This window comes from Streptomyces sp. NPDC047002 (assembly GCF_040704505.1).
Classification (GTDB): Bacteria; Actinomycetota; Actinomycetes; order Streptomycetales; family Streptomycetaceae; genus Streptomyces.
Genome location: NZ_JBEYWC010000006.1, coordinates 45,114 through 69,850, shown reverse-complemented (window position 1 = coordinate 69,850; position 24,737 = coordinate 45,114). Strand labels below are relative to the sequence as shown.

Sequence of the window (24,737 nt, the reverse complement as noted above, 5' to 3'; positions counted from 1 at the left end):
TGCACGTCGTTCATCAGGTGTGCACCAGGGGTGGGGTGTCCTCCTGCCGGGGCGGCGCTTCCGCCGTCCCGGCAGTGGTCTGTGGGGGGACGCCGGAGACCGCGCCCTCGGGCGCGGTCTCCGGCGCTCCGGCCGCGGCCTGCGGCGCCTGCGCCTGCCGGGCCGCGTCCTGGCCCGCGGCGGGGCGGGCACCCCGGGCTGCGGCCGCCTGGCCCTGCGGCTGCGCCAGGGCGCGCTGAAGGTCCTCGGGGCCGACCGTGCGGGTGCGGGCCACCGCGGCGAGCCGGTCGGCGAGCCGGTGCGCCCCGTACGCGGCGCCGCCCGGCGTGCCCTGCGCGAAGCGCTCCGCCAGCGCCTGCCCGGTCTCGCCGGCGAGCCGGAAGCCGAGCGCGGCGAGCCGCCGCTCCGTCAGCCGCGCGAGTTCCTCGGGGGTGTACGGGTCGAGCGGCAGGTAGGTCGCGAACGCCTGCGCCAGGTCGATGCGCTCCCGCATCAGATCCATCAGGTGCGGGGGTCTGCCGAGCAGCACCACGGGGGTCTCCGGCACGGCGGCCATCACATGCGCCAACGCGTCGAGCACGGCGGCCTGTTCGGGCTCCGAGCGACGGTCGAACGCCGGGTCGATCTCGGGTACGAGCACCCCGCCTGCCGCCTCCTCGAAGGCCGCGGCGAACAGGAACCTCGGCTGCTCGGCCCACCGCACCGGCAGTGCGGCGAGCGGCAGGTGGTGCACGGCGCCCGTGGCGGCGAGGCCGAGTTCGGCGAGGCTGCGCGCGTACAGCCGGGCGAGGGTGCGCCGGCCGCTGCCGGGCGGCGCCTCCAGGACGACGTTGGCGAGTCCGGCGATCCGCTCCTTGCGCTGCGTGAGCCGTACGAGGGTGTCGAGGCGGGTGCGCAGCGCCTCGCGGGCCGCGTCCTGGCCGGTCATCTCGGTCAGCTTGCGGATGCCGGGGCTGTCGGCGCGGGCCCGCGGCGCGCGGCCCTTGCCCTTGCCGCCCGCCTCGCCGTCGGCGCCCTCGGGGCCGTCCTCGTACGCGTCGAGGTCGAAGCCGGTGTCCGCGGCGGTCAGCAGGCTCAGTTCCGCCCCGTCGCCCGGCGGGTTCATCGCGAGCCGCGACGCCTGGTTGCTGATCATCTGCTCGAACACCTGGCGGGCCACGCGGCCGTTGCCGAAGGTCGACGTCTTCGGGATCTCCACGAAGTACTGCGTGAGCGCTTCGAGTGCGTCCTCGGTCAGCTCGTAGTAGTGCTTGGCGCACAGGCCGCGCACGATGGTGACGAGCTCCTCCGGCGTGTAGTTGGGGAACTCGACGGTCCGCGCGAACCTCGACGCCATACCGGGGTTGGACGCGAGGAACTGGTCCATCTGCTCGGAGTAGCCGGCGACGATGACGACGACCTCGTCGCGGTGGTCCTCCATCATCTTCATCAGGGTCTCGACGGCCTCCTGGCCGAAGTCGGGCCCCGTGCCGCGCGACTGGTTGGTGAGGGTGTACGCCTCGTCGATGAACAGGACGCCGCCGAGCGCCTTGTTGAACACCTCGGTGGTCTTGATGGCCGTGCCGCCGATGATCTGCGCCACCAGGTCGGCGCGCGCCACCTCGACGATGTGGCCCTGGCTGAGGATGCCGAGCTCGGCGAGGACCGCGCCGTAGAGCCTGGCCACGGTCGTCTTGCCCGTTCCCGGCGGCCCCGCGAAGACGAGATGGCGGCTCATCGGCGGCATGGGCAGGCCCATCTCCATGCGCCGCTGCGTCATCTTGTTCAGGTTGATGAGGCCGGTGACTTCCTTCTTGACGCTCTCCAGGCCCACCAGCGCGTCGAGTTCGGCGAGCGGCCCGGTGCCGGTGTGGTGGGCGCCCGCGTAGCCGCCCTCCTGCCCCGCGCTCTCCTCGGCCGCGGCGGCGCGCTTGCCCGGCTTCTCGCCGCCCTCGCCGCCGGACGAGCCCGTTTCGAGCCGCTCCACGGTCACGTGCGGCCCGGCGGTGAGCTGGTGCACCGGGCGGCCGCCGTTGTCGCGCACCTCGCAGTCGCGGACGGCGACGGGCTCCTCGGTGTTGCAGCGGACGCCGTCGCCCGCGTTGTCGAAGACCGTGCAGTGGTCGAGCTCCGCGCGGGACGACGCCTGGATGTTCACGCCGTGGCCGCGCGCGCCGGTCACCCGGCAGCCCACCGCGGTCAGCGAGCCGCCGCCCACGATCCGCACACCGTCCGCGTCCGAGCCGGTGAACTCGCTCTCGCGGGCGGTCAGTTCGGCATCGGCGCCGATGAGGGCCCCGCACTCGGCGACGGTGCACGCCTCCAGCACCGCATGCGCGCCGCCCGCCAGTTCGACGCCGTGGCCGCCGCCCGTCGACCGCAGCTTGACCTGGGTCAGCGTGCCCTCGGACTTCTCGTCGAGCTGGACGGCGGCGCCGCCCGCCGCGATCTCGCCGGAGCGCACGGACAGCGTCGAGGCGCCGCCCGCGACCACGCCGGCACCGGAGCCGCCCGAGACCGTGAGGCCCTCCACACGGGCCGTGGCCGCGTCGGCGAGCCGCAGGGCGGCGCCGCTCGCGTCCCGTACGGCCAGCGCGGTGAACGTCGCCTCGCTGCGGGCCTCCACGACCACGCCCACCGGGGAGTCCGCGACGGTGCACTCCTCGATGCGCGGCCGGGAAGCGCCGGTCACCTGCACGCCGCTCGCCGAGGCGCCCTGGACCGTGCAGCCGCGCAGCAGCGGCGCGGCGCCGCCGCTGATGTGCACGCCCTGGCCGCCAGAGCCGGTGAAGGAGCACTGGGCGAGCACTGTCTCGCCGGTGCTCGTGAGGTACGCGTCGAGCGCGGCGCTTCCGCTCACCTCGACCTTGCGCAGCTCGGCCGTGGCCTGCTGCTCGACGGCGAGCGCGGGCTTGCCGCTGCCGTCGATGCGGGTGGCCTCGACGACCGCCGTGGCGCGGCCGTTGGCGCAGACGCCATTGCCGCGCGGCCGGTTCAGCACGCACTCGCGCACGGTGAGACGGCCCTGCTCGGCGACGACGACGGCCGACGAGCCGACGTCGGTGATCTCGGAGCCCTCCAGCACGTTGCCGCCGCCCGAGGTCACCACGACGCCCGCGCCCTGGGTGTTGGTGACCCGGCAGCCGCGCAGCGCGAGCACGCCGTCCTGCCAGGCGAGCACCGCGGCCCACGCCTCGCCCGACAGCGAGCAGCCGTCGAGCGCGGCCTGCCCGCGCCGCACGTCGAGCACGGGCGCCTCGCGGTCCGTGCCGGAGAGCACGAGACCGGACAGCTGCACCTCGGCGTCGACGACGACCGTGGTGCCCGAGGTCGCGCGGATCTCCACGCCGCTGCGGCCCCCGGCGACCAGGCTCACGGGCTTGGTGATGTGCAGGGCTTCCTCGTAGCGGCCGGGCGCGACCGTGATCAGCGCGCCGTCGGTGGCGTCGGCCAGCGCCTGCGCGATGGACCGGTGGGCACCGGGTCGGTCCGGGGAGACCAACAGGACTTGCCGGCTCACGGCTTCGCTCCCTCGTTGCGTACGGACGTCTCCTTGCGGCCGGAGACCAGGCCGGGCGGCCAGCCGCTGCCGGGCCCGCCGGTCTTGGGCTCGCCCGCCGCGTCCGCCTTCTTCTCCGAGGACGCGGCGGAACTCCCGCCGGAGCCATCGGACTTCTCGGTCTTCTCGACGATGCCCATGGCCTGTTCGAGGCCGGCGAGCGCTATGTCGTCGAGCGGGACGCGGGCCACGTCGACCCGGCCGTCCGAGTCGATCTCCGACGGCAGCAGCTCGCGCAGCAGCACCGTGGGCTTGCCGGCGTCGGGGTCCACCCCGCGCAGCACCTTGAAGCTGGTGCCCGGCACGAAGATGATCTGGTCGGGGCGTTCGGCGTCCACCAGGCTGGTGCGGCGGGCCGTCATCGACCAGATCAGGAAGTCGGTGTCGCCCTCCCCCGCGAGCGTCACGTTGGTGCGCGCCGCGCAGAAGCCCCACTCGGTGACGAGCCTGCCCTCGCGGAACCAGGCGCGCTCGGCGCCGCTCGCGCGGGTGCGCAGCAGCGCGGGCCCGCGGTAGGAGGGCAGCCTGCGCAGTCCTGAGGCCACGCAGCGGGCCAGCGGCACGTGCGGGCCGACCGTCGCCGACCGCACGGCCCGGTCGACCTGGGCGCTGTCGCCCGACAGGTACAGCTTGACGGCGACGAGGTCGGTGAGCGCCTCGGCCGCGTCGCTGCGGGAGGCGCCGCGCAGTCCTGGCGACTCCGACATGACGCGCGAGACCGAGCCCGCGACGGCGTTGTACTGCTCGCTGAACGTGCGCCGCACCCAGTCGCGCTCCTTGCCGACCTCGCGGTCGCCGGGCGACGCGCAGGCGGCCGCCTTGGGCACGGGCTGCACCCGCACGGCGGCGCGCTGCGGCGCCGGCGCGGCAGCGGGCGCCGCAGGGGCGCTCGGCGCGGCGGGCTGAGGGCTCACGGACGGAGGTACGGAACCGGGCCCTGCGCCGTTCACCACCGGCGCCGCGCCGTCCCCTGCGGGCGCCGCGGGCACCGGCGCGGGCGCCCCCGACTCCAGCCGGATCCGCGGCGCGGCAGGCACCTGCGGGGCCGCACCGCCGGGCGCCGCACCGCCGGGCGCAGGACCGCCTGGCACGGGTGCGTCCTGCGCCGCCGGCCCGGCCGCCCCCGGTCCTGACGGCGCGGGGCCGCTCGGCGCGGGCGCGTTCGGCGGCGCTGCGGGCGCCGGGCCGCTGCCCGTAAGCCCGTTGGGCGCGGGACTCACAGGCACGGGCGGTACGGGAGCGGACGGCGCGGAGCCGCCGGGCACGGGCGCGTTCGGCGTCAGCGCGTTCGGCGGCGCTGCGGGCGCCGGGCCGCTGCCCGTAAGCCCGTTGGGCACGGGGCTCACAGGCACGGGCGGTACGGGAGCGGACGGCGCGGAGCCGCCGGCCACGGGCGCGTTCGGCGTCAGCGCGTTCGGCGGCGCTGCGGGCGTCGGGCCGCTGCCCGTAAGCCCGTTGGGCGCGGGACTCACAGGCACGGGCGGTACGGGAGCGGACGGCGCGGGGCCGCCGGGCGCGGGCGCGTTCGGGGGCGCGGTCGGTGTCGGGCCGCCGCCCGTCGGGCCGTTGGGCGCAGGCGGTACGGGAGCGTCGGGCGCGGGGCCTGCGGGCGCGCTCGGTGCGGGGAGCGTGCGGGGGTCGGGCGCCGTGGGGGCCGGGGCGGCCGGGCCGCCCGACGACAGGGCGGACGGGCGCGGGGCCGCGGGAAGGGCGGCGGGAGAGCCGCCGCCGGGGGCGGCCGGGGCGGGTGCGGGGCCCGCGCCGGGGCCCACGGGGGCGGGCCAGGACGGTATCGGGCCGACGGGCTCGGCGCCGGGCGCGCCGTCCACCGGGGCGGGCCAGGACGGCACAGGGCCCGCGGGGTGTGCGGGGGCCGCGGGCGTGGCGGGAGCGGCGGCCGCGGTGCCCGCTGCCGACGCGGTCGCCGCGGGGGCCGCGGCCTCGGGCTCCGCGGGCGCGGCCGCCGGGCCCTCGGACGACAGGCCGCCGGCGACCGGGGCCCCGGCGGGGGCGGCACCGGACGCCGTGGACGCGGTCTCGGTCTCCGGGCGCGGCGGAGCCTCGGCCGCGGCCGGGCGCGCGCGGCCCTTGCGGGCGCGGGCGAGCCTGGCGCCCGCGAGCCGCGAGCCCATGTCGCCCTCGGCGCGCGCGGCTTCCGCGGCCTCGGGCTGGAGCGTCGCACCCGCGCGGCCCTCGCCGCGCCGGGCAGCGGCCGCGCCGGGCGCCTGGACGACCGGGGCCTGCTCGGTGGCGGCGGCGACGGACCAGACCTCGTCGTCCGCGTAGCCGAAGCCCTGCCACGGGTCGTCCGCCGGGGCCACCTTGAAGGTCACGCGGGTCGCCGGGTCGAGGCGCCACAGCATGTCCTCGGCGAGTTCCTTCATGCGCGCGGCGACGGCGGGCGTGCTGCGGTCGTAGAGGATCGCGAGACGGCCGGGGCCCGCGGGCACGCACCGCACCTCGTCGGCGTCCGCGGGCTCGTTGGGCGGCCGCATCCACAGGCCGCTCTGCACGACTTCGAGCACCGCGTCCGCCGCGTACTCGTACACGCCGGGGGTGATCTCGGGGATGCCGTCCATGGGGCGGCGCACCCCGAACAGCGCGGGCGGCGCAGGGCGGGCGGCGGGCGCGTGGCGCGGGAAGTACATCAACTCGCTGGCGAACGGCCGGGACTCGGCGCTGCCGTCCTTGTGCAGCGCGATCACCGCGGGCGCTTCGAGGCCCGTCCTCGTCTCCACGGGGATGCCCGCGTACACCACGACCTGCTGGCCGAGCCGGTCGGCGACCTCCTGGCCGTACGCGCGCCCCTCGGGCGTCGAGAGCGGCCCGTAGTGCACGAACCTGACGCGGGAGCGCACCGACGGCAGCACGGTCTCCCAGAACTTCGCGATGTCCTCAAGGGGCACGGCGGGCCCGCCGGGGGTGCCGAGGACGATCGTGAGGATGTCCGGGTGGCAGGGCAGGGACTCCATCAGCCACTTGCGGCCGCGCGCGGTGTGCCCGGGTCCTGGGCCGCGCACCCACACACCGCTCGGCAGCGGCTCGACCGTGCCGAGCGCGCTGGTCGCCCAGGGGCGGCTGAAGGTGGAGAACTCCCACGGCGGCTTGGGGAAGCGCTGCGAGTCACGCTGCGGGCCACGCCCCGGCCGGTAGGCGAGCCAGCCGGTGCCGCGGTCGCTGGGGATGAAGAGGCCGCCGTCGACGGTCGGCACGACCTCGCCGTCCGGGGTGACGACGGTGCGGTCGAGGCGGTCGGCGAGCCGCTGCCCCATGGCGCGGGACTCGCGGGCCGTGGTGGGCCTCGCGAAGACGATGCGCACGCTCCCCGTCCGGCCCGAGAGGGTTTTGGCGACGGACTCCCACTCGGTCTCCACCGTGCCGGGCGGCAGGTCGACGACGGCCAGCGTGTGCTGGGTGTCGGCGGCCAGCCCGGAGGCGAACGCGACCGCACGCGGGTCGGGTTCGCCCTTCGGGTGGAGCAGCAGTGCGTGCCCCGCGGTCCTCGTCTGGAGCGGACCGCCGAGCAGGCGTGGTGGCTTGAGCCCGATGTGCACGGCTATCCCCTCTGTACGGTGGCGATGGCGGCGTTCTTGCTCAGTTCCGGACCCCGCGGCAGCAGGGCCAGGACGTTCTCCGGCAAGGGAAGGCCGCTGCCTGAACCGTAACCGAGCGCGCCCAGCGCCTGGTCGTCGCCGACGGCGTACTCGGTGCCGTCCTCCGTGATGAGGAACTCGCGCGGGGTGACGCCCTCCTTGCCGACCTGCGCCTGGTCGAGCGCGAGCACGCCCGTGCCGGCCGGCACGAGGACGCTGCGCGAGCCGGTGGCCGCCGCGCCGCGCTCCAGCACGAGGCCGGTGCGCAGGGCAGGGCCCTTGGACTCCTGCCGTACGCACACCGCCGCGCCCTTGGTGTCGGCCGACGGCATGTCGAGCAGGTCGGGCAGGCGGTGCATCAGGTCCCGGTCCTTGGACACCTTCGCCACGGCGATGTCGGCGGCCGTCACGGCGCGCGGCTTCGCGGCGCCCGACGTGGCGGACATCAGCGCGGACTCGGTGGCGGTGACCGGGGCGATGCCGTCGTCGAGCATCACGTAGAAGTGGGCGTCGGTGCCCGTGCCCCCGGTGGTGAACAGGTCGCCGACCGCGGCGGCCCTGCCCGCGACCTGGCCCGCGGGCTGCCCGGCGCCGTCGATCTTCGCGGGGGCGAGTGCGGCGCCGTCGGGCACGGCGTCGAGCCAGTTGTCGGGCGCGGGCACCGGCTGCTCGTCGTCCATGCCGAGCGCGATGAGCACCGCCGTGTCGGTGACGCGGTACTTGGCGCCGTGCCACAGCACGTACCGGTGGTTGCCCGCGTCCGTCACCAGGACCTGGCGGTCGTCGGGGAGCGCGGCGGTGTGCCCGCCGGGCGAGAAGTCCACGACCTGGCCGCCGGGCAGTCCTGGGCGCAGGCAGCGGGTCCAGGGGCCGTTCAGGAGCGCGGCCGCGTCGGGGACCGCGTCGGGCGCGTCGGGGATCCCGGCGGCCGAGCCGACCCGCACCCCGGCGAGCGACTTCGCCGACACGGACTCCGGGGAGGCGGCGCCGCGGCCCGAGATCAGCAGCGCCGACGCGAAGTTGCGCAGGGGGTGCAGCACACCGTCGACGTACAGGAAGCGGTTGCCGTTCTCCTTCTCCACGACGACCGCGCCGTCCTGCTTCCACGAGGTCGTCGCGACGGGCGAGATCAGCCCGTAGACGCCGAAGCCGATGCAGAGCAGCACGACGACCGCGGCGCCGAAGAACGTGCCGACGGACGCGCGCCGCGTGGGGCTCTCGCCACCGCCCGGGTTGCCGCTCACGAGCGCGGTGGCGAGGCGCCCCATCGCGAACTGGTACGCCTGGACCTGGTCCTTGCGGGTCTGCACGGCGCGCTCCTCAGCTGGCCAGTTGGCGGAAGAAGGCGTACACGTGCAGCGCCTGGAGCAGCAGCGGCAGCAGCGCGACGGCGGTCAGGGTCTCGGCGATGTCGCCGAGGTGGCCCCACACCGGCAGCAGCCTGCCGGTGGGCAGCCGCCACGCGGCGACCAGCAGCAGGCCGGCCGCGGCGAGCAGGACGCCGAGGACGACGGCGTGCGCCGTGGTGCTGAGCGGGGCGAGCCGGGTCAGCGCGATGACCGCGAGGCCGAAGGCGCCGACGAGGGTCATCGGGATGCGCTGGAAGGCGCCGCCGAGGCTGCGGGCCCGCAGCAGCACCGCCGCGCTGAACACCAGCGGCAGCAGCCAGCCGATCCAGCCGCCCTCGCGCACGAGCGCGGCGAACGCGACCGAGTACACCAGCGCGGACGAGATGCTCAGCGTGTTGAGGTAGGAGCTGGCGATGTTGACCCGCCGGGTCACGCTCTCCTCGTCCTCCGGGTCAATGCCCTGCTGCAACTCCTCGGCCGTACGCGGGAGTTGCGGGACGCGCAGCCGGGCGGCGCGCAGGGTCAGGCGGGGCCCGAAGTGGCCGAGCACGAACATCGCGACGGCGACCACACCGGACGCCTGCACCGCGTCGATGCCGCCGATGCGCGCCACCGCGACGCCCACGGCGGCGGCGATCGCGCACACCAGGAACGTGCCGGTCAGGGTGAACGGCAGGACGCGCAGCGCCAGCAGGACGCCCGCGAGGACCGCGACCGCACCCGCGGCGACGAGCAGCCCGTGCGAGCCGAGCGCGAAGTCGCCGAGCGCCGCATGGCCGTGAGCGCCCGCCGGCAGGCCGCCCGCGGGGACGGCGGCCGCGTGGAACGGCGCGAAGCCGGCGAGCGCGGCGAACACCAGGCCGCCGAGGCCCGCGGCCCCGACCGTGGCCCGGTCGGCGCCCGCCCGCGCGATGATCGCGCAGACCGCGGCGAGCACCGCGGCCGTCAGCCCGCAGGCCGCGGTGGCGAGGACGCCGGGCCCTGCCCTGAGGGCGGTCACCCCGAGCGCGGCGAGGACGAGCCCGCCGACCGCGAGGGCGAGCCCCCTGGTCAGCTCGGGCCGCCACAGGTCGGGCCGGTCGGCGACGGCGTGCGCGACGCCGTCGGAGATGTCGTCGAAGTACAGGCCAGGCAGCGGCTCGTCGGCGGGCCGCAGGTACAGCACGTCGCCGTGGCGCAGCGCCAGGCTCTCCGGGCTGCCGTCCAGGTCGAGGGGCTCCTCGCCGAGGCGCTGCACCACCCAGGGCGCGTTGGTGCGCTCCTGCGCGGTGCCGACGTGCCGCAGCAGCGTCGGCAGCAGCGCGGAGAGCGGTGTGGCAACCGGCAGCGCCAGGTCGGCGCGGCCGGTGGGGCCTTCTACGGTGATCCGGCAGACGTCGCTCGTGGACACGGACACCGCGGGGGGCGAGGTCGTCATGACGCTCCCGGTGGGCACGGAGGGGGACAGAGGCAGGGGCGGGGGCGGCGCGGGGTGCCCGCGCGCGGGGCGTCGGTCATGACGGCGGTTCCACCAGACCGGTCTGGACGAGCCGCACACCGCGCCGGGTGACCAGCTGCGCGCGGCCCACCGGCAGGGTGCGGGGCTTGGCCTCGCCGAGGAACTTGCCCTCCTCCTTGGGGTAGGAGAACAGCAGCGCCGGGTTCCCGAGCTCCCACAACCGCCGCATCATCGGGTCCATCATCGCCCGCATGGCGCCCGAGGTGCTGCGGGCGACGATCACGTGCAGGCCGATGTGGGTGCCCTGGGCGAGCAGCTGGGTGAGCGGGGCGACCGGCGACGCCATGCCGGGGGCGCCGGTGACGAGGTCGTAGTCGTCGATGATGACGAACAGCTTGGGCCCGCTCCACCAGTCGCGCTGCGCCAGCTGCTCGGGCGTGACGTCGGGCCCGGGGACCCGCTTGCCGACGGAGATGGCCGCGTTGTTGGAGAGCTGGGTGAGGGCCTCGGCGTCGACGACGTACCCGACGCGGTACTCCTCGGGCACGGACTTCAGCAGGCCGCGCCCCGGGTCGGCCACCATGATGCGGGCCTCGTCCGGGGTGTAGCGGGCGGTGATGCCGTTGATGACCAGGCGCAGCGCGTTGGTCTTCCCGGTCTCGCCGTCGCCGAGCACCATGAGGTGCGGGGTGGCATTGAAGTCGTGCCAGTACGGCGCGAGCCGCTGCTCGTCGAGGCCGATGCAGACCCGCAGGTCCTCGGTGCCCTCGGCGGCCGGCAGCTGGCCGACGGGCAGTTCGGTGGGCAGCAGCCGCACGCCGGGCGCGGAGCGGCCCGTCCAGAAGGTGTCGATCTCCACGACGGCCGACTTGGTGGCCACCGTGAGGTCGGCGGTCTCCGACGAGCCGTCGAGACGCGGGATCGCGGCGAGGAAGTGGTGCCCTGCCGAGGTCAGGCCGCGGCCCGGCTGGTGCGGCACGCCGGCCTGCGCCTTGGAGCCGACCTCGGACTCCATGGCGTCGCCGAGGCGGAGTTCGAACTTGGTGCCGAGCATGTCCCGCAGCCGGGAGCGGATCTCCGACCAGCGGACCGCGGAGGCGACCACGTGCACGCCGAACGACAGGCCGCGCGCGGCGAGTTCGTTGACGCGCGGCTCCAGGTCCTCGAAGTCCTGGCGCAGGGTGCCCCAGCCGTCGACGACGAGGAACACGTCGCCGTACGGGTCGTCGATGTCGCCGCTCGCGCGCAGCGCACGGTAGGCGGCCATGGATTCGAGGCCGCGCGAGGTGAACAGCTGCTCGCGGCGCTCCAGGAGCTGCGTCAGCTCGGCCACGGTGCGCAGCACCCGGTCGCGCTCCAGGCGGGTCGCGACGGAGCCGACGTGCGGGAGGCCTGCCGTGGAGACGAGGCCGCCGCCGCCGAAGTCGAGGCAGTAGAACTGCACCTCGTCGGGGGTGTGGGTGAGCGCGAGGGAGAGCATCAGCGAGCGCAGCATGGTGGACTTGCCGGTCTGCGGCGCGCCCACGAGGCCGACGTGGCCGTCGGCGCCCGACAGGTCGGCCACCAGCAGTTCGCGCAGCTGCTCGAAGGGCCGGTCGACCATGCCGAGCGGGATGCGCAGCGAGCCGAGCGCCGGGTGCCCCGCGGCGGTCATGCCGCGCACCGGGTCGGGCACGATGCCGGGCAGCAGCTGGTCGAGGCTGGGCGGGGAGGTCAGCGGCGGCAGCCACACCTGGCGGGCGGGCGGGCCGCTGTCCTCCAGGCGGTTGACGAGGACTTCGAGGAGGCTCTCGTCGCTCTCCTCGCTCTCCTCCGCGGCCCGCAGGGTCTCCTCCGTGAGGGCCTGGAGCGCCTCCTCCTCGCGTGCGGAGCGCAGTTCGCCGCTCTGCGCGAGGCCGAAGGGCACGGCCTCCGTGGACAGCTCGCCGCCGACCGCGTACGGGTCGCCCTGCCCGGTGGGCGCGGGCGCCGCACCGGAGACGTACGCCGCCTTGAAGCGGACCAGGTTGGTGGTGTCGACCTTCAGGTAGCCGTTGCCTGGCGCCGACGGCAGCTCGTACGCGCTGGAGACGCCGATCACGCTGCGCGACTCCATCGAGGAGAACGTGCGCAGGGCGATCCGGTACGAGAGGTGGCCCTCGACCTTGTGGATGCGGCTCTCGTCCAGGCGCTGCGACGCGAGCAGCAGGTGCACGCCGAGGGAGCGGCCGAGGCGGCCGATCGACACGAACAGGTCGACGAACTCGGGCTTGCTGGCGAGCAGTTCGGAGAACTCATCGACGATGATCAGCAGCGAGGGCAGCGGGGTGAGCTCGGCGCCCGCGCCGCGCGCCTTCTCGTAGTCGAACAGTGAGGCGTAGCCGGACTCGCGCAGCAGCTCCTGGCGGCGGATCATCTCGCCGTTGATGGAGTCGCGCATGCGGTCCACGAGGTGGATCTCGTCGGCCAGGTTGGTGATGACCGCGGAGGTGTGCGGCAGCCGGTCCATGTTGAGGAACGTCGCACCGCCCTTGAAGTCCACGAGGACCAGGTTGAGCACCTCGGACGAGTGGGTCGCGACGAGGCCCATCACCAGGGTGCGCAGCAGCTCGCTCTTGCCGGAGCCGGTGGCGCCGATCAGCAGGCCGTGCGGGCCCATGCCGCCCTGCGCGGACTCCTTGATGTCGAGCTGGACGACCTCGCCGTCGTCGTTGACGCCGAGCGGCACCATCAGGCGGGCCGCCTGCTCGGTGCGCGGCCGCCACTTGCCCGGCACGTCGAAGGTGCGCGGGTCGCGGATGCCGAGCAGGGCGGTGAGGTCGAAGTCGGAGTCGAAGGCGCGGTCGGAGAGGTCGACGCCGCCGCCGGTGTGCATCGGCGCGAGGATGCGGGCGAGGCTCTCCGCACCCGAGGCGCTGAGCGAGTCGGCGCGCGCCGTGACCATGTCGCTGCCGCTCGGGAACTCGACGTCCTTGCCGCGGGTGGTCAGGCGCAGCACCTTCGGGCCGCCGGTCATGGCGCCCGTCAGGTCGAGCAGGACGACGCCGCGGATGCCCGCGCCGGTCAGGCGGGAGCCGTCCGGGATCTGCGCGCCCTGCGCGACGATCACGATGAGGGGCTCGACCACGCCGGGCGTGGACGCCGGGTCGTGGTCGGGGCGGCCGAGCACGTCGGAGCCGAGCAGGTCGAAAAGCGTGTCGTGGTCGTCGGAGGAGAGCCGTACGGGCCCCGCGTCGTCCTCCTCGTACGGGTGCTGGTTGTGCGGCAGCCACTTCAGCCAGTCCCACTCGGACCGCCCGCGGTCGTCCGCGAGCACCGCGATGCGCAGTTCGTCGGGCGAGTGGAAGACGGCGAGCTGGCCGAGCATGGCCCGGACGAGTCCGAGGGCGCCGTCGGCCTCGCCGGCGAACTCGACGCTGGTGAAGCGGCCGAGCGCCACCGGGATCGGCAGCGCGGGCACGGTCTGGTGGGCGCGGGTGAAGCGGCGCAGGGAGATCGCGGAGAGCGGCTCCAGGTCCTCCACCGGCTTGGTCTGCGGCGGCAGGAACTGGAGCGCGGCCCTGCGCACCCCGAGCCCGATGCGCACCCGCGCGAAGTCCTCGTGCGCGGGGCGGCGTTCCCACAGCCGGGTGCCGAGCGCGATGGCCCACAGGTCGGAGGCGTCCGGGTTGTCCCAGAGCAGCGCCGCGCGCTGCTCCTCGGCCGCCTGCCTGGCCTGGATGCGCTTCTGCGCCAGGTAGCGCAGGTAGTCGCGGCGCTCGGCGCGCATGCGCTTGCGCCGCTCGGCGCTGTTCCGGCCGATCTGCGTGAGCGTCATGCTCACCATCGCGACGCCCATCATCCCCGACATCATGTATGTCGTCGGGCCGGCTCCCCGCATGGAGAACATGAGCACCATGGCCCCGGCGCCCAGGCCCATGGGCAGATACATCATCGCGGACCCGAAGTCCGCGGTGGCCGGCTCACCCAGCACCGGTGGCTCGGCCAGTTCGACCTGCCCCTCCGGCATACGGGGCGCTTCGGCACGTGGTGAGCGCTTTGCGACCACAGTGCTCAAAACGGCTCTCTTTCCTGCTCCAGCGCGCATGCTAATGAGCTGTCAACTATAGGGAGCAACAAAGAACTGGCGACCACTCCCCGGTAAAACTTCGACTTCTTGAGGAGTTTGTTATCTATACCAAACGAGAGGGGGTGAGGTCACCTCCCACCGAAAGCCGCACAGGCCGCCAACTCCGGCATAGCCGACATCCGTTAACTCGCTGTATGCACCTTTTGACCCGCGGTGGCCGGAGTTCCAGTTGCGCCCGTACGGGCATGCTTCCGTGCCCCAACCCGGTCCGGCCGTGCCCGAATTCCGCCCGGATGAATTCAACGAGAATTAACGTCCGACACTCCGGGTGACGCGCGCGGACGCCCCGTGACAAACCTCACGCCAACTGCCGTGAACTCTCACACGGATCGCTCCGTTGGTCCGTACCTCGCCCACAAATGGTGTCCGGGTCCCCGGCTCACCCCGCCGTGCGCGCCACCCCGCCGTAGAAGCCGATCTCGGCGGATCCGGGCGGCGGCGTCCCCTCGGGCCGCCAGAACGGGACCTGGACCAGGCCGGGTTCCACCAGCTCGAAGCCGTCGAAGAGGCGCGCGACCTCGTCACGCGAGCGCAGGTTCAGGCTCGCCGTCGCCCCCTGGTACACGGCCTGCGCGTCGCTGCGGTCGGCGAAGTCGCCGGTGGCGTGCGAGAGCACGAGGAAGCTGCCTGCGGGCAGCGCGTCCCGCAGGGCGGCGACGACCTCGGCGGGCCGCTCGGCGTCGGCGAGGAAGTGCAGCACGGCGACGAGGAGCACCGCGACCGGCTCGCCGAAGTCGACGACCTCGCGCACGTCCGGGTGGGCCAGGAGCGCCGCCGGGTCCCGCACGTCGGCGAGCACCACGCTGGTCGCGCCGGGCCGGCAGAGCAGCACGTCGGCGTAGGTGTTCACGATCGGGTCGTTGTCGACGTACGCGATCCGCACGTCGGGCGCGACCTCCTGCGCGATCTCGTGCACCGTGGGCGAGGTGGGCAGGCCCGTGCCGATGTCGAGCACCTGGCGCACCCCGCTGCCGACCACGTACCGCACGGCCCGGCGCAGGAAGTCCCGGTTGGCCCGCACCCCGATCCGCACCTCGGGCGCCACGGCCTCAAGCCGCTCCCCCGCCTCGCGGTCCAGCTGGTAGTTGTTCTTGCCGCCCAGAAGAAAGTCGTAGATCCGCGCGGGATGCGGCCTGCTGGTGTCGATCTCGTCCCGCCGGAAACTCCTGCGCCCCATCACCCGGCCCCTCTCCCGACCACACCCCCGGCACCACCCGCACCGGCGCACCGCCAGCTTCCCACACGCCCGCACCGCCCGCGCCGGACTCCGGCCCCGAGGGCTCCCCGGGGCGCGCGGGGCCGGGGCCGGGCTGCGGGATCACCCGTACCGCGAGGGCCAGAGCCGCCGTTCGGGCAGCGGGGCGCGGTAGGTCAGGGGGCGAGGAGGAGGGAGTGGGCGCGGGCCTTGGCGGTGGTGTGGCGCTTGGCCACGTCCTGCCAGTTCACCACGTTCCACATGGCCTCGATGAAGTCGACCTTCTGGTTCTTGTACTGGAGGTAGAAGGCGTGCTCCCAGGCGTCGAAGACCAGGATCGGCACGGAGCCCTGGCCGACGTTGCCCTGGTGGTCGTAGATCTGCTCGACGACGAGGCGGCCGCTGACCGGCTCGTACGCGAGGACGCCCCAGCCCGAGCCCTGCGTGGTGGCCGCGGCCTTGGTCAGCTGCGCCTTGAAGCCGGCGAAGGAGCCGAAGGACTCGGCGATCGCGTCGGCGAGCTCGCCCACGCCGTCGGCGGCCAGGGGCTCGCCGCCGCCGTCGCCTGTCATGTTGTGCCAGTAGATCGAGTGGAGGATGTGGCCGGAGAGGTGGAACGCGAGGTTCTTCTCCAGCCCGTTGATCGCACCCCAGGAGCCCGCGTCCCGGGCCTCTTCGAGCTGCTCCAGGGTGTCGTTGGCGCCCTTGACGTAGGCCGCGTGGTGCTTGTCGTGGTGGAGCTCCACGATCTGCGGGTCGATGACCGGCTCAAGCGCCGTGTAGTCGTACGGGAGTTCAGGAAGCGTGTAGATGGCCATGGCGGTACGAGCCCTCCGTAGTCCTTATTGCACATACTATGCAACTGCACGCTAGCAGCAAGATGTCTGCACGGCGCGGCCACGCCGCTCCGCACAAGCGCAGATCTCGTTCTTGCGAACTTGTTGCGACAAGGGCTGCTCTGGAGCTACTGTCAGGCTGTTTGAGCTGGTCCACCTACCCGTCGGGAGAGGCTCCGTGAGTGCCGACATATCCGCACAGCCGTCCGCACAGCCGTCGCTGGGCGAGCGCCTGGGGGCGTTCCGGCGCTCACTGACGCCGTACGACCGGCGCTCGCTCGCCGGCATGGTGGGCTTCATCGTGCTGCTGCACGTCGTCGGGTTCGGCGTGCTGTTCGGCCTGGTGGCCCCGAAGCACTACCACCTCGGCGGCGACCACCCGGTCTTCAACATCGGCGTCGGCGTCCTCGCCTACACCTTCGGCCTGCGCCACGCCTTCGACGCCGACCACATCGCCGCCGTCGACAACACCACCCGCAAGCTCCTCGCCGACAACGTCGAGCGCGAGGCCCGCGGCGTCGCCAGGGAGCGCCGCCCGCTCTCGGTGGGCTTCTGGTTCTCCCTCGGCCACTCCACCATCGTCTTCGCCCTCGCCTTCCTGCTCTCCGTCGGCGTCAAGGCGCTCGTCGGGCAGGTCGAGAACGACGACTCGGGACTGCACTCGGCGACCGGCATCATCGGCGCCTCGGTCTCCGGCGTCTTCCTGTGGATCCTCGGCATCCTCAACCTCGCCGTCCTCGTCGGCATCGTCAAGATCTTCCGCAGGATGCGGCAGGGTCACTTCGACGAGCAGGAGCTGGAGGACCAGCTCAACAAGCGCGGCCTGATGAACCGCTTCCTGGGCGGGCTCACCAAGTCCGTGCGCAAGGCGTGGCACATCTACCCGATCGGCGTCCTGTTCGGCCTGGGCTTCGACACGGCAACCGAGGTCGGCCTGCTGGTGCTCGCGGGCGGCGCCGCCGCGTTCAGCCTGCCGTTCTACTCGATCCTCGTCCTGCCGATCCTCTTCGCGGCCGGCATGTGCCTGATGGACACCGTCGACGGCGTGTTCATGAACGCCGCGTACGGCTGGGCCTTCGCCAAGCCCGTGCGCAAGGTCTTCTACAACATCACCATCACCTCCATCTCGGTCGCCGTCGCCCTGATCATCGGCACCATCGAGCTGATCGGCGTCCTGACCGACCAGGCCAACATCACCTCGGGCCCGCTCGCCGCGATCGCCGACATCAACCTCGACTACGCGGGCTACGGCATCGTCGGCCTCTTCTTCCTCTCCTGGCTCGTCGCGCTCCTCGTCTGGCGCTGGGGCCGCATCGAGGAGAAGTGGTCCACCAACCTCGCCCCGCGCACCGTGGACGGCGACTGACCGCGCTCCCCTCACGAGCCGCACCCTCACGGGCCGCCGCGGCGCGAGAACGGAACGGAACGGCATGAACGAGCGGACCTCCCCCGTGCTCCTGCGGGACGTCATGGACAGGTTCGGCGACCTCGGCGGCCGGGTGCGCGACCGCCTGCACGCCCAGCGCCTGCGCGCCACCCCGGCCCGTATCGCCGTCATGGCGGCCCTCACGGACGCCCCGGGCGTCGACCGCCGCGACCTCGCCCCCGCGGCCACCACCCGCGCGGTCCCCGGACACCTCACCGTCCTCGGCCTGCAGCGCGCGGTCGCCGCCCTCGGCGTCCCCCTCGACGGCGCGACCGTCTACCGGACCGTCACCACGCTCCAGGAACTCGGCCTGGTCCACCACGTCGCCATCCGTGACCGGGCCGCGCGCTACGGCCTGAGCGACCCGGCGCACCACCACGCCATCTGTACGGAGTGCGGCACGCTGCGCTCCGTGCCCGCACAGCAGCTCGGGCACCTGCTCGACGCGGCGGCCGGCCTCGCGGACCTGGCGCCCCAGGAGTGCGGCGCGCTCACCCTGCACGGCCGCTGCGCCGCCTGCCGCTCGGGGGCCGCCCGGCCCGCACGCCCCGCGGGCGCGCCCGTACGCCGGGACGGCTGACCCGCCCAGGGGACGCACCGCCCCACCGGCGCCCCCTCACTCCCCCGTCTGCTCCCGCCGCAGCAGCCCCCGCAGGACCGCCAGGTCCTCGCCGAAGAACCGGTCCTCGGGCGAGGCGGGCAGGACCGCGGCGAGGCCGTCGAACACCTCGGCCAACTCCGCTGTGCCGTCCGGCAGTACGGCGCCGATGCAGCGCGCCTGGTGCAGCGCGAGCAGCTCGCAGGCGACGACGTCGGTCAGCCCGTCGAGAGCGAGCCGGCAGCTCTCCGCCGCCTCCACGGAGAACGACTGGACGTCCTCCTGCCCCGCCGACGTCTCCATCGTGCCGAGCGTCGGCGCCGCCGTGAGCGGCCGCAGCCCGTGCACCACGCCCACGGCCCGCTTGTGCACCGGCGAGACGCCGGTGTGCGGCCCCGGGTCGGGCGAGAGCTGCGCCGCCAGCCCGGTGACCTTCGGGTCGAGCATCCGGTGCAGCCGTACGGAGCCCAGCTCTGCCGCCCCCGCGAGCGCCGTGGTCAGCAGGTGCAGATGGGCGGCGAGGTCGTAGCCGTGGAAGCCCGCCGTGCCGAGGAAGCGGCCCGCGCCGTCCGCCTCCTCGACGTAGGCGGGCGAGTCGGTGACCCCGGCGAGCGCGCGCCCCACCGCCTCCTCGACCGCGCCGACCGCGCGCTCCAGGTGCGCGAGGACCTGGGCCGACACCCGGAAGGAGACGGGCGGCTGGAGCGCGCGCGAGCCGTCCTGCCGCCCGGCGAGCCGCAGCACGTCGGCGGCGGTCGCCGCGAGGGCGTGGTCGCCGCGGGCGAGCGCCGGGTCCAGCGCGTCGCGGGCCGCGCCGGTGAGCGCGAACTCGCCCGCAAGCGCCCGCACGCACTGCCGCAGCACCGTCCTGGCGCGGTCCGCGCACAGCAGCGCGAGCGCGGTCGTCACGGGCACTCCCTGGATCAGCGCGACCCCCTCCTTGGGGCCGAGCGCGAGGGGCGCGAGCCCCGCGGCGGCGAGCGCGGGCCCCGCGGGCGCGGCAGCGCCCGGCGCCGCGGGGTCGAGGACCGCGCCCCGCCCGGTGACGGCCGCCGACAGGTGCGCGAGCGGGATGATCTCCCCGGCGGCGCCGAGTGCCGTACGGGGCAGGGCCGGCAGGACGTCGGCTGCCAGCAGCTCGGCGAGGCGCGCGCACAGAGCGCCGCCGACGCCGCTGTCCCCGCCCAGGAACGTGCGCAGCCGCACGGCGAGCACCGCGCGGACCTCCACCCGGTCGAGCCAGGGCGCGGCGCCCACCGAGCGGGCCAGCGCCAGGGCCTCCTGGTGGCCGGCCTGCTCCGGCTCGCTCAGCCGCCGCTCGCTGAGGGCGCCCATGCCGGTGGTGACGCCGTACACCGGAGCGCCCGAGGCGAGCGCGGCGAGCACCCTGGCCCGGCGCTCCCCGATCCGGTCGAGCAGCGCGGGCGCGAGGACCGGCGGGCGCGCCGTGCGGGCGATCCGCAGCACGGCGCGCGCCCCGAGGTCGTCGGGGCGCCGCACGTGCGGCGCGTGGTCAGCGGTATCTGAGGAGGGTGCCGGCATCAGCGCTCCTGGCACGTTCGAGGACGAGGTGACCGACGGCGACGTCCAGGATCGAAAGCCCCCGGTGCCACAGCAGTATCCGCTCCCGCTCGTCCTCGCGCCCCGGCCTGCGCCCGGTGAGGATGTCGCCGAGCTCCGCGTGGAGGGTGTCGGCGGACAGCCTGCCCGTGTCGACGTGGTGGCGCAGGGCGCCGAAGCGGCCGGAGCGCGCCTCGCGCCAGTCGTCCACGACGACCTTGTCGACGGCGTCGAGCAGGTCGTGGGAGACGGCGCTGACCGTCCCGTACGGCACCACGAAGGCGCCGGCCCCGACGAGGCCCGGGTGGAGCAGCGGCGCGGGCTCGGTCAGCCGGGTGGCCTCCACCAGGATGTCCGCGCCGTCGAACGCCTCGGCGACGGAGCCGGTGACCCGTACGGGCGTGTCGGTGTGCTCGGCGAGCCGCCGCGCGAACTCCTCACGCGACTCGGGCCTCCTGCTGGTGACCCTGATCTCGTCCAGGTCGAAGAGGGAGTCCAGCATGGTGACGTTGGAGAAGGCGGTGCCGCGCGCGCCCGCGTGGCCGAGGATCCGGGAGCCGGGACGCGCCAGGTGGCGCGCGCCGACCGCGGTCATGGCGCCCGTGCGCGCCTCGGTGACGAAGGTCGCGTCGATGACGGCCTGCGGCACGCCGGTCGCCGGGTCGTACAGGGTGAGCAGGGCGAGCTCGCTGGGCAGCCCGAGGCGGTAGTTGGGGTGGAAGTCGCCGACGACCTTGACGCCGCTGACGCCGTGGTCGCCGAGGCTGGAGACGTGTCCGCGCAGGACGTTGAAGTGGCCGGCGCCGCCGTTGTCGGGCACGAGGTGGACGCGCGGCTCGAAGACGGTCTCGCCGCGGCCGTGCGCGGCGACCACCCCCTCGACCGCCTCGATGATCTCACCGGAGGTGATGCCGAGTTCCTCGATGTCGGGTCCCGAGAGGAACCTCAGCCAGAGCGGTGCGCGGGGCGCGGAAGCGTGCACGGGGGTGTCCTGGGGTCGCGGGCGGGCGGGGTCCGGGGCGTACGGCCCCCGGGTCAGGGCTTCTTGGCCAGGTCGGCGATGGAGGTGAGGTGGTACTTCTTCGCGGTGGCCGAGGTGACGACGATGGCGTCGGTGTCCTGGGCCGACGACTGGGCGAGGACCGTGAGCGCGGCGGGGGCGGCCTTCTTCAGGGCCGTGTACACGGCGTCGGACGTCTCGGCGTGCGCGCTCTTGTCGAAGTACTGGAGCAGGACGCCCGTGTACTCGGGCACCAGGTCGATGGAGCCCTGCTGGAGGCCGGGGATGTAGGTCTCGCGGCTGCCGATGTTCAGCTTCTTCGCGACGGTGGCGCCCTGGGCGGTGAGGGCGTCGGCGTAGAGGTGGGCGAGCAGGACGCTCTCCTGGAAGTTGGCGGAGCCGACGGTCAGGCGGGCCCCGGCGGCGCGGGTGCCGTGCGCGGCGAGCCCGTTGGCCGCCAGCCACTTCTCCGCGACGGCGTCGGGGTCCTTCTTCTCCCCGACGACCTCCTCGTTGAGCTCGACGAGCGCGTCGGTGGTGAGCTTCGCGGAGACCGCGTCGAGCACCTCGGCCGCGCCGGGTGTCACCTTCTTCTTCGCGGCGAGCGGTACGACGTTCTGCGCGAGGAAGAGGTGCCCCGGGTCCTTGAGCACCACGAAGTGGTCCGTCTTGATGGACGGGTCGGTGGTGAAGACGTTGCCCGCGTCGATCTGGCCGTTCTTCAGGGCGTTCACGGTGAGCGGGCCGCCCGCGTCGAGCGGCTTGAACGTGTCGAAGGCGACGCCGTAGACCTTCTTCAGGCCGGTGAGGCCGTCCGTGCGCGTCTTGAACTCGGGGGCGGCGCCCAGGATCATCCCACCGGCCACCGAGTCGCCGCCCCCGCCGGAGCCCGGTCCCGAGCCGCACGCGGTGAGCGTGGCGGCGGCGAGCGCGGCGAGGGCGCAGGCGAGCAGTGGTGTGCGCTTCATGGGTTCTTCTCCTTGGTGGGTGTCGCGGGCCGCGCGGAGCGGCGGGCGCGCGGCAGGGTCACGGCAGCGCGGGCTCCGCCGGGGTGTCGGCGGGTTCGGCGGCGCGGACGGTGCCACCGCGGGCGCCGCCGAACCTGCCGGAGACGCCGGGTGAGACGGCGTACCGCTGGACCAGGGCGAGGACGCCGTCGAGGGCGAGCGCGAGGGCGGCCACCAGCACGGCGCCACCGGTCATCTGGCCGAAGTCCCGCGCGGCCAGGCCGTCGTAGAGGTAGCGGCCGATGCCGCCGAGCCCCACGTACGCGGCGACGGTGGCCGTCGCCACGACCTGGAGGACGGCGCTGCGCAGCCCGGAGAGGACCAGCGGGAGCGCGATCGGCAGCTCCACCCGCAGCAGCACCTGGCGCCCCGTCATGCCGACGCCCGAGGAGGCGTCGCGCACTGCGGGGTCGACGTTCTGGATTCCGGCGCAGGTGTTGCCGAGGACCGGCGGGACGGCGAGCAGCACGAGGACGATCTCGGTGGGCACCAGGTACGGCGCGTCGCCGCGGCCGCCGATGTGCGGCGAGATCAGCACGTACAGCAGGATCAGCAGGCCGAAGGTGGGCAGCGCGCGGACGCCGTTGGCCACGGTCACCAGGGTTCTGGCGCGGCCCGTGTGGCCGATGTACAGGCCGAGCGGCACCGCGAGGGCCGCGGCGATCGCGACGGCGATCAGGGAGTACTCCAGGTGTGCGGCGAGCTGCGCGGGGATGCCGGGGGTGCCGAGGTCGTCGTGCCAGTGGGCGGGGTCCGTGAGCCAGGTCGGCGCGTTGCTCATCGCTGTACCTCCGGTCGGAGCCAGGGGGTGAGGGCCCGGTTGCCGAGGACGATCAGCAGGTCGAGGACGAGGGCGAGCGCGACGCACAGCACGATGCCCCACACGATCGGCGGGTAGTACGGGCCGCCCGAGGAGAGCTGGAAGCCGTTGGTGAACAGCTGGCCGAGCTCGGGGACGCCGATGGTGCCCGCGATGGCGACGAGGCTGACGTTGGAGACCACCGCGACCCGCAGCCCCGCGGCGATCACCGGCACCGCGAGCGGCAGGTCGATCCGCAGCAGGCGCTGGAGCGGAGTGTGGCCGACCGCGGTGGCCGCGGCCGCGACGTCCTCGGGGACGGCGCGCAGCCCGTCGGCGACCACCCGGGACAGCAGCGCGACCGTGTAGACGCTCAGCGCCACGACGACGTTGACCGGGTCGAGGATCTTCGTGCCGAGGATGCTCGGCATGGCGACGAACAGGGCGAGCGAGGGGATCGTGTAGAGGAGCCCGCCGACCGACACCAGCGGCGGGTACGCCCACCTGCGGCGGGTGGCGAGGCAGCCGAGCGGCAGGGAGACGGCGAGGCCGATCAGCACGGGCAGCACGGAGAGCCAGGTGTGCGACCAGAGCCAGTGCAGGATCTCCGCGTGGTGCGCGGAGAAGTACGCGAGGAGTCCCGGCGGCGTCTCGCCGCTCGCGCGCGTCACGCCTGCCGCCCGGTGCCGGCGTCGGCCGCGTCGAGCGGCGCGTCCGCGCGCTCGCGGTTGCGCCGCTCGATGAGCTCGACGGCGGACGCGGGGGTGACAGTGCCGAGCAGCCGCCCCTCGGGGCCGGTGACCACACCGCGGCCGCTCGGCGCGGAGAGCGCGGCGTCCAGCAGCTCCCGCAGGGTGCCGTCCGCGGGCGCCGTGGTGCCGCCGAGGTTGAGCAGGCCATGGGTGACGCGCGCGTCCGCTTCGGCCTGTGCGCCGGGGGCGGCCTGCGCGTCCGCGGGCGCGCTCGGCGGTACGCGCAGCCAGCCCTGCGGCCGGTCGTCGGCGTCGACGGCGAGCACCCAGCCGTCGCGTGCGCGGTCCGCCGCCGCTGCCAGGCTCTCGCCGACGCGCACCGTGGGCTCCTCCTGGAGCGCGGTGGGCCCCGAAGCGGCGAAGCCGAGGGCTCGGTAGCCGCGGTCGCGGCCGACGAAGCCCGCGACGAAGGCGTCCGCGGGGCGGGCGAGCAGCTCGGCGGGCGGGGCCACTTGGGCGAGCCGGCCGCCGACCCGCAGCACCGCGATCAGGTCGCCGAGCTTGACCGCCTCGTCGATGTCGTGGGTGACGAACACGATGGTCTTGCCCAACTCGCCCTGGAGGCGCAGGAACTCGTCCTGGAGCTGCTCGCGCACCACCGGGTCGACCGCGCTGAACGGCTCGTCCATCAGCATCACCGGCGGGTCCGCGGCGAGCGCCCGCGCGACCCCGACGCGCTGCTGCTGCCCACCGGACAGCTGGGCCGGGTAGCGCTCCGCCAACGCGCCCGGCAGGCCGACGCGTTCGAGGAGCTCCCGGGCGTGTGCGCGGGCCGTCCTGCGGCTCTCGCCGAGCAGCAGGGGCACGGTGGCGACGTTGTCGACGACGGTCCTGTGCGGCAGCAGCCCCGAGTGCTGGATCACATAGCCGATGCGGCGGCGCAGCTGCGCGGGCGGCGAGTCGGCGGTGTCGGCGCCGTCGAGCAGGACCCGGCCGGACGAGGGCTCGACCATGCGGTTGATCATCCGTAGCGAGGTGGTCTTGCCGCAGCCCGAGGGTCCGACGAGGACGGTCGTCCGCCCGGTGGGCGCCTGGAGGTCGAGCCCGTCGACCGCGACGGTCCCGTCCGCGTAGCGCTTGGTCACGGACTCGAAGACAATCATGTACCGGCCCTCCCGGCCGCTGGTGCAGGTGCGAGGCGCGCGGCAGCCCCGCGCCACCGGCCCGCTCGGGGCCTGGCGCCGTGCCCGCGCGGCGCCCCCGCGCCGGCGCGGAAGGTGTGCTGCCGCTCGCGGGATGGTGGCACGCCGCACGGGCGTCCAGGAACCGCTCGTGGGGCTCCAGGGGCAGCCGCCACGAAAGGGCAACACTGCGGCAACAAACCGTCCCTCGCGGCGCATGGGCCGTCACCTTGCGTGACACGGCTGGCCCGTTCGCGTCGCCGACCGTGACAGCCGGCCCCTTCCTGTCTTTTCTCCTACTGTTTTTATAGGGAAGGCGTTGACGTGCGGCCGATGCCGCCGGGACCATGGGGGCATGACCCGCACGCAGCAGCCGCTCGTACGCCGCAGGCACGTCGACTTCCGTCGCGTCGCCAG

Annotated in this window: 15 protein-coding genes; 2 read left to right on the top strand and 13 right to left on the bottom strand. The window is 74.5% G+C overall.

What is annotated here, in order from left to right; all coding sequences use genetic code 11:
- Window positions 1–13 precede the first annotated feature (13 nt).
- The 7 genes from AB0910_RS08440 to AB0910_RS08410 all read right to left on the bottom strand — a co-directional run bounded on the left by AB0910_RS08440 (window position 14) and on the right by AB0910_RS08410 (window position 16,039).
- The gene (locus tag AB0910_RS08440) at window positions 14–3,499 is read right to left on the bottom strand and encodes a right-handed parallel beta-helix repeat-containing protein (protein WP_366743755.1); all 3,486 of its coding nucleotides are present in this window, start codon (window positions 3,497–3,499) and stop codon (window positions 14–16) included.
- On the bottom strand, window positions 3,496–7,092 hold the full coding sequence (locus tag AB0910_RS08435) for a hypothetical protein (protein WP_366743754.1): 3,597 nt from the start codon (window positions 7,090–7,092) through the stop codon (window positions 3,496–3,498). The genes AB0910_RS08440 and AB0910_RS08435 overlap by 4 nt, the downstream gene beginning before the upstream one ends.
- Before the next feature lie 2 nt (window positions 7,093–7,094).
- On the bottom strand, window positions 7,095–8,441 hold the full coding sequence (gene eccB / locus AB0910_RS08430; RefSeq protein ID WP_366743753.1) for a type VII secretion protein EccB: 1,347 nt from the start codon (window positions 8,439–8,441) through the stop codon (window positions 7,095–7,097).
- Between the two features lie 10 nt (window positions 8,442–8,451).
- Complete coding sequence (gene eccD, locus AB0910_RS08425) at window positions 8,452–9,897, bottom strand: type VII secretion integral membrane protein EccD (RefSeq protein ID WP_366743752.1); 1,446 nt, start codon at window positions 9,895–9,897, stop codon at window positions 8,452–8,454.
- Between the two features lie 76 nt (window positions 9,898–9,973).
- On the bottom strand, window positions 9,974–13,906 hold the full coding sequence (gene eccCa, locus AB0910_RS08420; RefSeq protein WP_366743751.1) for a type VII secretion protein EccCa: 3,933 nt from the start codon (window positions 13,904–13,906) through the stop codon (window positions 9,974–9,976).
- A gap of 499 nt (window positions 13,907–14,405) precedes the next feature.
- Window positions 14,406–15,203, bottom strand: a complete 798-nt coding sequence (locus AB0910_RS08415) for an SAM-dependent methyltransferase (RefSeq protein ID WP_366743750.1) — start codon at window positions 15,201–15,203, stop codon at window positions 14,406–14,408.
- Window positions 15,204–15,397: 194 nt separating this feature from the next.
- Window positions 15,398–16,039 carry a superoxide dismutase gene (locus AB0910_RS08410; protein WP_366743749.1) on the bottom strand — a complete coding sequence of 214 codons (642 nt, stop codon included), beginning with the start codon at window positions 16,037–16,039 and terminating at the stop codon, window positions 15,398–15,400.
- 304 nt (window positions 16,040–16,343) lie between these two features.
- Here AB0910_RS08410 and AB0910_RS08405 point away from each other — a divergent pair, with 304 nt between their 5' ends.
- Entirely contained in the window at window positions 16,344–17,423 is a 1,080-nt protein-coding gene (locus AB0910_RS08405) for a HoxN/HupN/NixA family nickel/cobalt transporter (RefSeq protein ID WP_366743881.1), read from the top strand.
- A 64-nt stretch (window positions 17,424–17,487) separates the two neighbouring features.
- Window positions 17,488–18,063, top strand: coding sequence for a transcriptional repressor (locus tag AB0910_RS08400; protein WP_366743748.1), 576 nt, complete (start codon window positions 17,488–17,490; stop codon window positions 18,061–18,063).
- A 36-nt stretch (window positions 18,064–18,099) separates the two neighbouring features.
- Here the strand turns inward: AB0910_RS08400 and AB0910_RS08395 are convergent, their stop codons facing one another.
- Genes AB0910_RS08395 through AB0910_RS08370 form a run of 6 tightly spaced genes read right to left on the bottom strand, consistent with a single transcriptional unit; the run spans window position 18,100 to window position 24,302 of the window.
- Window positions 18,100–19,623 carry an aromatic amino acid lyase gene (locus AB0910_RS08395; protein ID WP_366743747.1) on the bottom strand — a complete coding sequence of 508 codons (1,524 nt, stop codon included), beginning with the start codon at window positions 19,621–19,623 and terminating at the stop codon, window positions 18,100–18,102.
- Window positions 19,595–20,623 (bottom strand): ornithine cyclodeaminase family protein, encoded by a 1,029-nt coding sequence (locus tag AB0910_RS08390; RefSeq protein ID WP_366743746.1) that lies wholly within the window; start codon window positions 20,621–20,623, stop codon window positions 19,595–19,597. Before AB0910_RS08390 ends, AB0910_RS08395 begins: the two co-directional genes overlap by 29 nt.
- 53 nt (window positions 20,624–20,676) lie before the next feature.
- Window positions 20,677–21,609, bottom strand: coding sequence for a glycine betaine ABC transporter substrate-binding protein (locus AB0910_RS08385; protein WP_366743745.1), 933 nt, complete (start codon window positions 21,607–21,609; stop codon window positions 20,677–20,679).
- A 58-nt stretch (window positions 21,610–21,667) separates the two neighbouring features.
- Complete coding sequence (locus AB0910_RS08380) at window positions 21,668–22,429, bottom strand: ABC transporter permease (RefSeq protein ID WP_366743744.1); 762 nt, start codon at window positions 22,427–22,429, stop codon at window positions 21,668–21,670.
- Window positions 22,426–23,118, bottom strand: a complete 693-nt coding sequence (locus AB0910_RS08375; protein WP_366743743.1) for an ABC transporter permease subunit — start codon at window positions 23,116–23,118, stop codon at window positions 22,426–22,428. The genes AB0910_RS08380 and AB0910_RS08375 overlap by 4 nt, the downstream gene beginning before the upstream one ends.
- Window positions 23,115–24,302 (bottom strand): ATP-binding cassette domain-containing protein, encoded by a 1,188-nt coding sequence (locus AB0910_RS08370; RefSeq protein ID WP_366743742.1) that lies wholly within the window; start codon window positions 24,300–24,302, stop codon window positions 23,115–23,117. The genes AB0910_RS08375 and AB0910_RS08370 overlap by 4 nt, the downstream gene beginning before the upstream one ends.
- Window positions 24,303–24,737 lie beyond the last annotated feature (435 nt).